General features: G+C 70.1%; 12 protein-coding genes. 8 read left to right on the top strand and 4 right to left on the bottom strand.

Annotation, left to right across the window (positions count from 1 at the left end; all coding sequences use genetic code 11):
* Positions 1-4 precede the first annotated feature (4 nt).
* Positions 5-1156 carry a hypothetical protein gene (locus AB0B91_RS06425; RefSeq protein ID WP_358316573.1) on the bottom strand — a complete coding sequence of 384 codons (1152 nt, stop codon included), beginning with the start codon at positions 1154-1156 and terminating at the stop codon, positions 5-7.
* On the bottom strand, positions 1157-1438 hold the full coding sequence (locus tag AB0B91_RS06420) for a hypothetical protein (RefSeq protein ID WP_358316570.1): 282 nt from the start codon (positions 1436-1438) through the stop codon (positions 1157-1159).
* Between the two features lie 134 nt (positions 1439-1572).
* On the opposite strand from AB0B91_RS06420, the gene AB0B91_RS06415 reads away from it, so the two are divergent.
* The 4 genes from AB0B91_RS06415 to AB0B91_RS06400 all read left to right on the top strand — a co-directional run bounded on the left by AB0B91_RS06415 (position 1573) and on the right by AB0B91_RS06400 (position 7914).
* Entirely contained in the window at positions 1573-1995 is a 423-nt protein-coding gene (locus AB0B91_RS06415; RefSeq protein WP_358316567.1) for a YbaB/EbfC family nucleoid-associated protein, read from the top strand.
* Between the two features lie 137 nt (positions 1996-2132).
* Entirely contained in the window at positions 2133-4283 is a 2151-nt protein-coding gene (locus tag AB0B91_RS06410) for a hypothetical protein (RefSeq protein ID WP_358316563.1), read from the top strand.
* Entirely contained in the window at positions 4280-5404 is a 1125-nt protein-coding gene (locus AB0B91_RS06405) for a DUF58 domain-containing protein (protein WP_358316560.1), read from the top strand. Before AB0B91_RS06410 ends, AB0B91_RS06405 begins: the two co-directional genes overlap by 4 nt.
* 146 nt (positions 5405-5550) lie before the next feature.
* Positions 5551-7914 carry a transglutaminaseTgpA domain-containing protein gene (locus AB0B91_RS06400; protein ID WP_358316557.1) on the top strand — a complete coding sequence of 788 codons (2364 nt, stop codon included), beginning with the start codon at positions 5551-5553 and terminating at the stop codon, positions 7912-7914.
* 129 nt (positions 7915-8043) lie between these two features.
* Here the strand turns inward: AB0B91_RS06400 and AB0B91_RS06395 are convergent, their stop codons facing one another.
* Positions 8044-8535, bottom strand: a complete 492-nt coding sequence (locus AB0B91_RS06395; protein ID WP_358316554.1) for a hypothetical protein — start codon at positions 8533-8535, stop codon at positions 8044-8046.
* A gap of 686 nt (positions 8536-9221) precedes the next feature.
* On the opposite strand from AB0B91_RS06395, the gene AB0B91_RS06390 reads away from it, so the two are divergent.
* The gene (locus AB0B91_RS06390; protein ID WP_358316552.1) at positions 9222-9473 is read left to right on the top strand and encodes a hypothetical protein; all 252 of its coding nucleotides are present in this window, start codon (positions 9222-9224) and stop codon (positions 9471-9473) included.
* Here AB0B91_RS06390 and AB0B91_RS06385 read toward each other — a convergent pair.
* The gene (locus AB0B91_RS06385; RefSeq protein WP_358316549.1) at positions 9437-9721 is read right to left on the bottom strand and encodes a hypothetical protein; all 285 of its coding nucleotides are present in this window, start codon (positions 9719-9721) and stop codon (positions 9437-9439) included. The genes AB0B91_RS06390 and AB0B91_RS06385 overlap by 37 nt on opposite strands.
* Positions 9722-10148: 427 nt before the next feature.
* On the opposite strand from AB0B91_RS06385, the gene AB0B91_RS06380 reads away from it, so the two are divergent.
* The 3 genes from AB0B91_RS06380 to ilvA all read left to right on the top strand — a co-directional run bounded on the left by AB0B91_RS06380 (position 10149) and on the right by ilvA (position 13106).
* On the top strand, positions 10149-10640 hold the full coding sequence (locus AB0B91_RS06380; protein ID WP_358316546.1) for a hypothetical protein: 492 nt from the start codon (positions 10149-10151) through the stop codon (positions 10638-10640).
* Positions 10641-11058: 418 nt separating this feature from the next.
* Complete coding sequence (locus tag AB0B91_RS06375; protein ID WP_358316543.1) at positions 11059-11565, top strand: hypothetical protein; 507 nt, start codon at positions 11059-11061, stop codon at positions 11563-11565.
* A gap of 287 nt (positions 11566-11852) precedes the next feature.
* Entirely contained in the window at positions 11853-13106 is a 1254-nt protein-coding gene (gene ilvA, locus AB0B91_RS06370; protein ID WP_358316540.1) for a threonine ammonia-lyase IlvA, read from the top strand.
* Positions 13107-13215: the final 109 nt, after the last annotated feature.

Raw genomic sequence — 13215 nt, 5'->3', positions numbered from 1 at the left:
CCGGCTACTTCCCGCCGGGTAGATCCGGTGGGTCGGGAACGCGCAGGGGCGGGGCCGAGGGGGCGAAGGGGACCGCGAGCCTGAGGCCCACGCTGGGCGCGAAGCCCAGTAGCGAGCTCTGCGCCATCGGCGGCAGGTTCCTGAACCACTGGGGTGACGGCACGCCCCGCTGCCCCGCCGCCGGGTTGAACGCCCGCCCCACGGCCCCGTTGAAGCCGCCCGCGATGCCGGAGAACAGCGCCACGTCACTGAACGTCTGCCCCCAGGACTTGCCCTCGATCCTGGCGTTCCAGAAGGCGGGCACGCCGCCCGCGATCGCGCCCATCGTCACGTTGTTGAGCAACGGCCGCCTGGCGGCCAGGCCGGTGAAGTAGTTCGTGGCGCCGAGGGGGCCGGTGAGGCCGGCGATCGTCGAGGCGTTGGCGGTCTGGGCGAGCGAGAGGATGGAGATGTCCAGCGGGTTCTGGCCGAAGACGCCTCTGGCCACGCCGCCGGCCAGCAGGTTGCCGCCGAAGGACCAGCCGTAGATCTGCCCGTACTTCCCGAGGGTCTTCAGCGCGACCGCCTTGAAGCCGCCGCCGCCGTACATGCTGAGACCGCGTACCAGCCCCGACTTCCCGACGGCCTCAAGCGTGCGCATGATCGCGGTGGCGGCGTTGCGCAGCGAGAAGAACCTGCTCAGGATGCCCGTCGCCACGGTGGCGCCGCGGGCCGCGATCCCGGCGGAGGCCGCCCACGCGGCGTAGCCGCTGAGGGCCGCGGCGGCGACCGAGACGGCCGCGCCCGCGGCCATCGAGATCACCAGGGACTCGATGAGGTCGTTGAGCGCCTTCCGGGTCTTGCGGGTCGCCTCGACCGACTGTTTCAGCACCTCGGCCGCGGTGCCGAGATGGTCGATGGCCGCCGTCCTGAACCGCTGGTCCAGGTGATGGGCCCATTTGTCGTGGAAGGTGGCGGCGTCGTCGCCCACCCAGCCGTCGAGCGACTTGGGGATGGGGCCGAGCTTCGGGTCGATCTCCTTGAGCGCCGTCTGGAATCCCAGGCAGGCGTCGGCCATGAGCAGCAGGCGTTGTTCCTGCTCCTCTCCGCCCAGGGAGGCGATCGCGTTCCGCAGGGTCCGGACGAGGTCGGTGATCGGGTCGAACGGTCCTGCCATTCAGCCACTTCCCAGTCGGGTCGCGCTCTCACGCAGGCCGACGGCGGTCTCCCCCAGCTTGGCGGTGAGGTCGTCGGCGAAGCCGCACAGTTCGTCGTAGAACGCCTGGTAGGACGCGGCCAGCTCTTCCGAGCCCCGCTCGATCAGGCCGAAGCAGTCAGGGGTCGGCGCCGCCGAGGTGCGGAACGTGTCGACCGCCGGTCGCAGGAGAGCCGCGGCCTCGTCGCACGCCTGGCCGCCGGCGATCAGCACGGCGGGCTCGATCCTGATCCCCTTGCCCATCGGGAAACGTCCCTTCTTTTTAACCTGCTGGCCACCTTGCCGCAACAAACCACCCGAATCAACGAATCCTTTTACACTTCGACTTTTCCCGAAATATCGCCGTGTTGGGTGAACTGTCGGCGATTATCCCTGGCATGGATGCTGCGGAATTCCGCCCCGAAGACCTCGAACGGGTCACCGCTCAGGCGGAGGAGATGCTGCTCCGCGTCGAAGAGAGCCGTAAGGAGATCGACGCGGTCGTCGGCCGGGGCACCGGTGCGGACGGGCAGGTCCAGGTGGCGGCCGGCGCCACCGGACGGCTCACCGAGCTGGTCATAGCCCCCCGCGCGATGCGCCTGGACAGCCATCGGCTCGCCGGGGAGCTGCTGCGGGCCGTCCAGCAGGCGCAGGACGAGGCCGACCGGATGGTCAGGGAGGTCATGGCCGGCACGCTCGGCGAGTCGATGCCGTCACAGGACGCGCTCGACGACCGGTTCAGCCAGGTCCTGGAGTCCTTCGAGTCGTCGATGGACGAGCAGTTCCAGGCCATCGACGAACTGCGCCGGGGCACGACCTGAGCGACACTTCGAGGTTGTTTGAAGAATGCCCCCGGCGGACCCGGCCGTTCTAGGGTATCCGCTGGTATGCATGTGCACGAATGTCGCGGGATGTGAATTTGGTGGCCATTCGGTGGCAAAAGGCAGCACGACGGCGGGTGGCGGGCCTCGTCGCGCTCGCGCTCGTCGCCGTGCTCACGGGCATCGGATTCTTCCTGGGTACGGGGGTGTCCAGCGCCCGGCCCAAGCTCGCCGACATCGGCGCCTGGCTCGCGAGCGCGCTCAACGGTGAGGTCGTCCACGCCAACGGCCTGTCCGGCCAGGTCGACGGCCGGGTGGACCTGGCCGCCGCGAAGGGCGACAAGCTCAAGGTGGTCCAGGACGGCAACAGCGTGCTCGTCGTCGACGAGTCGACCGGCCAGGTCAGCCGCATCGACCCGACCCAGCTCGACGTCGCCCAGAGCAAGAGCCTGGGCGCCGGGGGCATGCAGCTCGTGATGGGCGCGGGCAAGGCGTACGCGATCGACCCGCGCGCGGGCACCGTCCAGCAGGTGAACCCGCTGACCGTGGACACGATCGGCGCCGCGATCACGCTCAAGGCCCCGCTCGGCCAGGCCGGCATCGACAAGAACGGAACCCTCTGGGTGCCCGTCCCGGAAGAAGGCACGCTCGCCCAGATCAACGGCGCGCAGCAGGGCAAGGCCGTGACCGTGGGCGAACCCGGCGACCCGCTCACGCTGACCATGGCCGACGGGGTGCCACTGGTCACCAACTCCGCTGCCGCCTCGGCGATGGTCATCGGCTCGACAGGCACCCGGCTCACGGTGAGCCTGCCCAGCACGGTGACCGAGGCCGGACGCGGCGGCATGCTGATGCCCGCCGTCGCCGAGGCCACGATCGTCCCGATGCTCGCGCCCAAGCAAGGCGCGCTGGTGCTCGTGGACACCGCGAGCGGCGCGCTCAGCACCGTCTCGGTGAAGGGCGGCAAGCTCGGGCCGCCGCAGGCACTCGGCCGCCGCGTCTACATCGCCGACGAGAGCACCGGACGGCTCATCGTGTACGACACGGTGGCCAAGAGGTTCGACCCCGAGAAGGTGGTCACGGGTAAAGCGGGGCCGCTGGAGGTGTTCGTCAAGGACGGGCTGCTCTGGGTCAACGACCAGTTCAGCGAGACGGCGCTGGTCATCGAACAGGACGGCAGGGCGCACCGGGTCGGCAAGTACGACGAGGCCCTCGGTCAGAAGGACACTCCCACCCCGCTGCCCGTACCCACCGGCATGCCTACGGTGGTGCCGCCGACGGCGACCGTTCCGACCAGGCAGAGCAATCAGCCCACGTCGAAGCCCACGGTGACGGTCACCCGTACGCCGAAGCCCACCGAGACCAAGCGCTCGCAGACCCCCAGCCCGCCTCCCACCACCACGCCCACCCCGACCCCGACCCCGACCCCGACGCCGACTCCCACCCCGACCCCAACACCGACGCAGACCCCCGGCCCGCCGGGCACGGTCACGGCGAACTCGGGGCCCGGCTGGATGGAGATCGTCTTCACCCCGTCGAGCCAGGGCAAGGCCACGGGCTACACGCTCAAGGGGGCCCCGTCCGGCGCGAACGCGACCCCGGACCGGGTCAGGTCCGACGGCCCCTTCCAGTTCCGGGTGACCGGGGGCCGGTGCGACCAGGAGTACACCTTCCGGGTCGCGGCCCAGTACGACGGCGGCGAGTCCGTCTCCGAACCCACCATCCCGGTACGGCCCTGCGTCGCACCCGGCAGACCGGCGAGCTTCGAGGCCAAGGGCAAGAACCACGGCGCCGACCTCACCTGGTCGGCCCCCGACAACGCCAAGGAGGGCGGCGTCAGCTACGTACTCGAAGGCCCCGGCCAGCACCCCGGCACGCTCGACGGGACCAGCGCCGAGGTGACCGGGCTGAAGAACGGCCAGGACTACACCTGGACACTGCGCGCCAAGAACGACGCGGGCGAAGGCCAGGAGCGCGCCGAGGCCAAGGCCGGGCTGCAGCCGCCGTCCGCGCAGTTCCGCAACGCGCACAACGACAACCGGGACACCCTGATCCGGTCCGGGCCCTCCGCGGGGGCGGAGTCCGGCCGGATCCCTAAGGGCGAATACATCACCATGACCGTGATCTGCCAGACCAAGGGCGCGGGCTACACCGACACCGACACGGGCATGAGCAGCGACGTCTGGAACAAGGTGGAGTCCAGCCGAGGCAGCGGCTGGCTCAATGACGTGCTGATGGACACCCCGAAGGGGGGATTCCCCGCCGCCCCCCTCTGGGAGTGCGAATGATCACCAGAGCGGGCTGGGGCACCATGGCCGCCTCCGTGCTGCTGTACGCCGTGGCGGCACCGCTCGGCTACCAGCAGGCGGGCGCGCTGTCGGCCGGCGGGATCGCCGCCGTCGGCGCCGGCCTGCTGTGGACGCTGCGACGGCCCCGGCTGGAGGTACGCCGCGAGGTCACGCCCGTCAAGGTCGCCAGGGGCGACGCCGCCATCGCCATGCTGCGCGTCACGAACCGGGGCCGCTGGCGGCGCAACGGCCTCGAGGCCCACGACACCTGCCGGGACACCGCGATCGTGGTCGACGTACCGCCGCTGGCCAGGAACTCGACCGGCACCGTGTCGTACCGGCTGCCCACCCGCAGACGCGGCGAGACGCCCGTGGGCCCGCTTCGGCTCGACCGGGCCGACCCGTTCGGCCTGGCCCGGCGCACGACCTCGTACGGCCAGGCCGACCTGCTGCTGGTCAGGCCGCGTACGGTGCCGCTGGAGCCGCTGAACTCCGGCCGGCAGCGCCACCTCGACGGCTCCGCCTCCCGGTCGCCGAGCGGCACGATCACCTTCAACGGGGTCCGCGACTATGTGATCGGCGACGACCTGCGGCACATCCACTGGCGCTCCACGGCGCGCACCGGAACCCTCATGGTCAAGGAACTGGAGGACGTCAGCCTGCCGTACACGACCACGATCCTCGACACGCGTGCCGGGGCGTACGGGGGGGACGACGAGTTCGAGCTGGCGGTGGACGCGGCCGCCTCGGTCGCCTGGTCGGCGACCCGCCGCCGCTTCCCCGTACGCCTGCTGACCGGCGCCGGCGAGCTCCTGTCCGCCAAGGGCGGCGCCGAGGAGGCCGAGACGGTGCTCGACCGGCTGGCCCTCGTCGAGCGCGCCGCCGACGCGGACGCGCCAGCGGACGCGGTGCGCCGCGCGGGCTCCGGCGGGGCGCTGGTCCTGGTCACCGGCGCGCGAACGGCGCTGACGGGGGTCGCGTCGGTGCGCCGCCGCTTCGACCAGGTGGTCTGCGTGTGGGTCGGCGCCCCGTCCGCCGACGACGGGCCTTTGGTGGTGCCCGGCGTGACGGTCATCGAAATCGGCGACCTGACCGAACTGGCGGCGGCATGGCCGCGCTGACCACCCCACCGGGCATGCCACCCACACATTCCGGCACGCACCCCACCCCGCCAAGCGCACAACCGGCCCCGCCGGGCATGCCGCCCACACGACCCGCGCCGTACGTGCAGTCGGCGTCGGGCCGGCGTCGGCCCGAGTCGTCAGGCGTGCGATCCGCATTGGGGCTGCGGTCCGGTTCACCGAAGGTCCGGACTGCGGCGGGCGAGCCCGCGCCGCTGCCGCAGGTGCCTGAGTGGCGGCGGGTGGTGTCGGTCGTCGTCGTGGTCCTGCTGGCGGGTACGGCCGGGCTGGGGTTCGACGGGGTGTTCGCCCTGGGCGCGTTGATCCCCGTGGTGGCCGTGGCGGCGGCGGTGCCGGGCGTGGTGGCGTACGCGCTGGTCAGGGTCCTGCCGTTGTGGGCGTCCCTGGCCGTGAACCTGCTGGCCTGGCTGACGGCGGTGTCGGCGACCCTGTTCAGGGCGCAGGCCATGGCCGGGTTCCTGCCGAGCCCGGCCAGTGCGCGGGCCGCGCTGCTCGGTGTGCGCGACTCGTGGAAGGCGCTGCTCACGACCATCCTGCCGGCCGAGGGGGACGGCAGGACGATCGTGCTGGCGCACTTCCTGGTGTGGGCGGCGGCGGTGGCCGGGGCCGAGTTGGCCCTGCGGACCAGGGCGGTGGTGCTGCCGGTCGCACCGGCCGTACCGGTGCTGGCCGCCGCCGTCGTCCTGGGCGTGGCCGGTCCCGGCTCGCGACTGCCGTCGGCGGCGATCGTCGTCGGGCTGGCGCTGGTGCTGGCACTGGTCCGGGCGGCCCGGTCCGTCAGGACGATCGCGGCGGGGGTGCCGCTGCTGGCCTGCCTCGTGCTGGTCGCCGTCGCGGCCGGGTCCGTGCTGCCGTTCGCCGCCAAGCCGTACGACGTGCGGCAGTTGGTGGCCCAGCCACCGCCGCGCCCGCTCGGAGGGGTGAGCCCGCTCGACCAGGTGTCCGCCTGGCTCCAGAACCCCTACCGCCAGCTCTTCACCGTCAGATCCACAGCCGAGGCGAACTGGCGGCTGGCCGTACTGGACCGCTTCGACGGCGTCACGTGGACCTCCAGCGCCGGCTACCTACCGACCGGCGGCCGGGTTCCCGGCGACGGCAACACGGGCGCCCGCGACGTCGTCGAGCAGCAGTTCACGCTGCAGAAGCTGGCCGGGCCCTGGTTGCCTGCGGCGGACCGTCCACAGCAGGTGAGCTTCACCGGCCCGGCAGCCGACCGCACAAACGACACCGCACCCACAGAAGGCACCGCACCCACAACCGACCCCGTGAGCAGCACCGAGCCGACGACCAACTCCGCGACCGGCACCGAGCCGACAGCCGCCCCCACGACCGGCCTGATGGCCGACCCCGCGACCGGAATGCTGGCGCGCACAGCAACCGCCACCGCCCGCGAGGGCGCCACGTATCGGGTGACATCGGGCATTCGCCGCTACTCCGCCGCGGAGTTGCGCGAGGCAGTCCCCGCCGCCGACCAGGCCGCCCTGGCGCTGCCCAACGGCCCCGACGGCCGTACGGCACCGCAGCGGGCCCGCCTCGCCACCATCGCGCGCAAGGCCACGGCCGGTGCCACGAGCCCCATGCAGCAGGCCGTACGACTGGCCGCCTACCTGCGCAAGCACGCCGGCTACGACGTCAACTCCCCGCCGGGGCACAGCTATCGCAGCATCGAGTTCTTCCTCACCGAGGCGAAGACAGGCACGACTGAGCAGTTCGCCGCGTCGTACGCGCTGCTCGCCCGCTCGCTCGGCCTGCCCAGCCGGGTGGTCGTCGGTTTCGGGCCGGGCAAGTCGCAGGGCGGCGGCGTACGGCAGGTGCTGGCGGGCGACGTGCTCGCCTGGGCGGAGGTGGAGTTCAAGGGGATCGGCTGGGTGCCGTTCTACCCGACCCCGGCGCGCAGCCACGCGGGCGAGAGCGGTGACGTCGCCGAGGGCGTGTCCAAGCAGCGGCAGGAGGTCGAACAGGAGATCAGCAGCGAGAACACGAAGCCCGGCCCGACACCGACGCCCCACAAACCCACACAAAAGCCGTCCCCTCTCAGGGACAGGAACGAGACGGGGGTTGCCTGGCTGCCGATCGCGGGCGCGGTGCTTGGGGGCCTGCTGGGCGGCTACCTGCTGGCGGTGACCGTGCTGCCGCCCCTGCGCCGCCGACGCCGCCGGGCGGGCGATCCGCGGGCACGGGTGGCGGGCGCGTGGCGGCAGACGGTGGTACGGCTGCGCGCCGCCGGGGTTCCGGCTTCGTCGGGCGTCCTGACGGCTCAGGAGGTGGCCACGCTGGGGGTAACGGCTTTGGGCGCCCATGCGCACGAGCCGCTGACGGGACTGGCCGACCTGGCGAACCTCACCCGATTCGGCGACGCCCCCGTGGATCAGGCGGCGGCGGACACGGCGTGGCGGCACTACGCGGACGTCGACGTGCTGGTCAGAAAGAAGGTCGCGGTACCGCGCCGACTGGCCCATCGTCTGGCACCCGGCTCGCTGCTCCGCTGAGCGGCGTCGTAGAGCACCCAGGAGGGCAATTGGCCGGGGGGCGCGCCCCGGCCAATTGCTGCTGCCGAGAATGCCGATTTCCGCAGGGATCAAGGCGGCTGCGGCGAGTCTGTCGAGAGAAGAGATCTGTCAGGAGCACTGCAGGGTCATGTCGTCCAATCGGACGAACTGCTTGACCCCGTTGTCCTTTCCGAAGATCGCCTGGACGTAGACCTTGTCGATCCGGGTCAGGTTGATCCCGCTGGTCCTGATGGGCTGATAGCCCGAACCCGGGAGGAAAGGCGCCGTGCTGGTCAGCTTGCGCCAGCCGTTGGGGTCCCAGATCTCAAGGGCGACCTGAGCGCCTCCGCCCACTGGCTGTGCGTAGATTTCCGCCCTGCAGTTCGACCGGTCCGGCCATGTACCGATCGGCACTGCGATGCGTTCGGCTGCCCACCCCTGGCCGGTGTACAGCCAGCCATCGTTGGCACCGGACCTCGCAAAGCCTTGGGCGATGTCGAAGTCGGCCCTGCCGTCCCCGCTCGTCAGCGGTTCCCAGCGCACCGAGGGATCGACCTCGAAGCCGTCGACGAACCGCGTGGTGGACGCTTGCGCGGTCACGGCGGGCAGACCGGCGAACATCAGCCCGACGATCGCCGACGCTGTGAGAAGTTGCTTTGTGCCGTTCATTGGGGTTCTCCTTTGGTTGTGAGGGAAATGGGCTCTCCCTCGGCTTCGACCGGGCATCCCTGGGAGTGGTGGGGTTCGTGGGTGCCTTCGTGGTCTGCTCCGACTGTGGCCCTGGGCGGCGGGTCCGCGGTATTGCTGATGTCAGGGATTGACAGCGAGGGTCCCGGTGTGCATGGCTCAGCCCATGAGGGCTGCGGTCAGTTCCTCGCGCTGGGGCCGGGGCCTGGAGCACCACCATCACCTCGCCGGTGCCGTCCTGGTCGGCGACTTGAGCCTGTGTGGCGACCCACCGTCCGCAGAAGGCCGACGGCACGCAGGTCAGCGCGCGACCGTTATGAGCGCCGGCAGCCCGGGCGGCCAGCGCGGGTTCCTGTACGAGCGCGTGCGCGGCCCAGTGGGTCGGCCGGCCGGACCTCGAACACAGCTCCGTCAGCCATGCCCGCGCCTGCTCGGAGATGCCGCGCAGGCGTTCGCCGACAGGACGGCCGACGTGGCGACCGCCGCCGGCAACAGGACACCGCTCACGACTGCCGGCGAGAGCACCGTGACGGTCCGGGCTCGGTTGCCGCCGCCCGCCGATCCGGGGGTTCGGGCCGTTCATCGGCGGGCGCTGCGATCAATGTGGGAGACTGCGGGGTATGAAGCCCGATTTGCGCCTCGACGTTCCGGCGGACTTCGACGACTCCGATGCCGACGCGCAAGTCCATCCGATGGCCAGGTTGCTGTTCCCCGCGCGGACCGCCGCGGAGGCGTTCGGCAAGGCCCAGGAGTGGGTGGGGGCTCACAACGTATTCCTGGTGGACGTCTCGTGGGATCACCAGACCGGTGAAGCGGAACCGTTCGTCCTGAGCATCTACTTCGTCTTCGAGGACGAATCCGAGCCGGCGTGAGCCACGGCCCGGCGCGGGCGGTGCCGGATCTGGCCGGTGCGGGCGGCCCGCCGTAGCCAGAAGGTCGTGGGCCCCAGGCAGACCAGCAGCGCGAGCAGGCTGGCCTCGGGGCCGAACGTACCGCCGGTCAGCGCGGCCGGGCCGGACAGCGTGGCGTTGACGTTGACGAGATGCGTCGCGCCGAACAGCGCGGCGGACACGACCAGGGCGATCACGGTGCCGGTATGTTCCTCCACGATGCGGATCATCGCGACCAGCAGGGAGGCTAGAGAACGGAGCGGGCCATGCCATCCCACCGGAAGGGACATTTGGAATAGCTCTCACAGCAGGGTTTTACGGGTGATCCGCAGGTGCTCGATCGCTTCGTGCAGTTCGCCGAGGTGCACGGCCATGGCGTCAATCTCCGCCTGGGTCTGCTCGATCTGGCCGGTCAGGGCCAGCGACCGCGTTTGACGGTCTTGCCGACGTCGTCGCAGGTGGCGGGCCGGCGGTTGGGGATGCCGGGTGGACGTCCTGGGCCGGGCCGAGAGGGTTTGGGTGCGCTGGCCGGTTGGGCGAGCGCGGGACGCAGGTTCCGAAACCCGCGCCGGACCCGGGCGGATAGTTGGGCATGCAGTCGCACCACTCGACCTGACTGGATGGCGACGCCGGGGCGGGGGTGGCATGCTGAAACCGGTGAGCATGATCAAAATAGCGGTCGCGTTCTTGGCGGTCGCGGCGCTGTGCTTCACCCTGGCCTACGGGTACGCGGCGGTGGATCTGACAATGTGCAAGATACGCGTGGCGCAACAGCGTCCTGTGCTGGAGCGGGACGTGACCCCGTTGCTGACCCGGTTGTTCCCCGCGGACTCGGTCACAGCCATCGATCATGAGGATAACTGCCAGTTCGAACCGGACCCTGACCTGACTCCCTCACCGAGCGCCAGCGTGGTCGTAACAGTGGCGGGTGTCCAGCACGTGCGGGATGCGCTGGCGGTGATGCACCGGGAAGGCTGGCGATTTGATGAGCCCTTCGAGGAACTCGATCCGTTCGGCCAGATTCCGGAGCTGACGAAGAAGTTCTCGCACGGCACCGTCGATGCGGTCGTTGAGGTGACGTCGGACGGCCCCCCTGTGTCCGGCGGTTCCAGGGTGCCCACCTGGGAATTCGAGTTCAGCTATTTATGAGCCTCGAAAGCTCGGTGTGCAGTTGGGTCCCTTTCTTGGCGCCACGCGCCGCGCACCAGCCGCCGCAGCGAGCGCGGTCTGATCAACGCAGGCCGGGACCGGCAACACGTTCGGGAGGACAACTCCAGGACGCGGGCCGGTAGAAAGGCGCATTGGGCAATTCCGGGGCATGCGGCATCGTTCAGCAGACTCACCCTTACGGCCTTGTAGTGATCAGTGGCGACTCGACACCGCACATGATCACTCAAGGCCGTCTTGCCGTCCGCGAAACGACCAACCTGCCACTCAGGGCAACGATTTTGACGATAAAGAACAAGCTGATCTTGCCTTTTACCTCTGGCCTGATGCATTGCCGCTCTGACCGCCCCCCGTGCACTCTGGTTCCCCTGGCCGGGGGCGGGGCTGTCATAGTCGTCAGATGGATCATCGTTCCCGCGCCTGGGCTCAGCGGCGGTTACGGTCGCTGGGTTGGCTGGAGTTGCTCAACGTCCCGCTGCAGGCGGTGGTCTGGTTTGGCGTGGTGGGGTTTCCGGTGACAGCGGGAAACAGCGTGGGCTTCGCGTTGTTCGCGCTTCTCTTGCTGGAGGGGGCCGGGTATTGGTCAGCCAAGCTCCGCCAGATCGCTACGCGAAACAGGTCTCTCCCAGGAGCCGGAGTCTTCGTGGTCGCCCGCAGGGGTAACGTTGCCGTGCTGGTGGCTGGATTGCTGTTCATCGTCTGGGTGGTGGTGGTCGACCCGGGGGCTGGAAGCTGGCCAGGCCTGGGGTTCGGGCTGTTTGCCGTGCTGGAGCATGTGAATTACTTCCACGTCCAGCTCATGTACGACACCGCTGAGGATCTCCGCCACCTGCGCTCACGCGGCTTGCGCCGTGCCCACCTGGCCCGCGATCTCGCAGTCCGGAAGCGTCGTTTATCGCGCCCCTGATGATGAACTGTGACTCCCGAGACTGACGCTCCTGCGCCGTCGGCCGGTTTTGTTGAGGTCAGTGGGGGTTTGATCGTTCGCGGGACATGGAGTCCCTGGTCGATCGCCGTCCGACTGGGGGAAGACGTGCGCTGCGGGAATCGTCCGCCCTGTTGGGATCGTTGTGACCTATGTGCTCGCCTTGGCGACGGGCACCGTTCCCAATGATCCGCCGTTCGGCTGCCGTCGTCACTACCATGCGACGCCTTGCTAACATCTCTTGATCAACCGCTGTGCCTGGAGTGCGCATGACCGACCGTCTCACCACCGCGATGATCAGCCAGGCGGCCGAACGGTTGCGGCCGGTGGTGCGTCGCACCGCGCTGGAGCCGAACCAGCGGCTGTCCGACCTGCTCGGCGGTCAGGTGCTGCTCAAGCGCGAGGACGCGCAGGTCTGTCGCTCCTACAAGGTGCGCGGAGCGTTCAACCTGATCGCCTCGCTCACGGAGGAGCAGCGGCGGCGCGGTGTGGTCTGCGCGAGCGCGGGCAACCACGGGCAGGGAGTCGCGTTCGCCTGCGCGCGTCTCGGGATCAGCGGGCGCGTGTACGTCCCGTCCACCACGCCACGGCAGAAGCGCGAGCGCATCGCGGCGCTCGGCGGCGACCGGGTGGAAGTCGTGGTCGTCGGCGGCACCTACGACGAGGCGAGCACCGCCGCGCACGCCGACAGCGAGCACACCGGCGCGATCTACGTACATCCGTTCGACGACGTCAGGACGATGGCCGGGCAGGGCACGGTCGGCCTGGAGATCATGGCGCAGTCCGATGAGGCGCCGCACACGGTGGTCGTACCGGTCGGTGGAGGCGGGCTGATCAGCGGAATCGCCGTCTGGCTCCGCGAGCACTCACCCAGCACCCGCATCGTCGGCGCCGAACCCGCCGGAGCGGCCAGCATGCGCGCCGCCCTCGACCACGGCGGGCCCCTCGCCCTGCCCGAGTTGGACAGCTTCGTGGACGGCGCCGCCGTCGGGAGAGTGGGAAACGCCACGTTCCCCCTGGTCAAGGACTTGGTCGATGAGGTCGTCGCGGTCGACGAGGGTGCGGTGTGCACCGAGATGCTGGATCTCTACCAGACCGATGGCATCATCGCCGAGCCCGCCGGGGCTCTCGCGGGAGCGGCAGCCCGTGAGCTGGTGCCGTACTCCTCCTCCGCAGGACCGCTGGTGTGCGTGGTGTCGGGCGGCAACAACGACGTCAGCCGGTACGGCGAGGTGCTGGAGCGCTCTCTCGTGCACATCGGGCTGCGGCACTACTTCCTGGTGACCTTCCCGCAGCGCCCCGGCGCCCTGCGGCACTTCCTGGACGAGGTATTGGGTGAGGGCGAGGACATCATCGCCTTCGAGTACGTCAAGAAGAACAACCGCGACACCGGCCCGGCGCTCGTCGGCATCGAACTCGAACGGGCCAGTGATCTCGACAGCCTCCTGTTCCGCATGAAGGCCAGCCCGCTCACGGTGGAGCGCGTCCCACCTGGCTCGCCGCTGTTCACCTTCCTTCTCTGACCTCCCGCCACGCGTGTTGGCGGTCAGGCGGGTGGTCAGCAGTTCGAGGCCGACCGTGAAGGCTGCTCGACAGTCAGTAGCTCCGCCCCGCCAGCAGTGCCGTCCACAG

Source organism: Nonomuraea sp. NPDC049141 (assembly GCF_040648415.1).
Classification (GTDB): domain Bacteria; phylum Actinomycetota; class Actinomycetes; order Streptosporangiales; family Streptosporangiaceae; genus Nonomuraea.
Note: the sequence above shows the minus strand (reverse complement) of the source record. Positions and strands in the feature narration are given on the sequence as shown.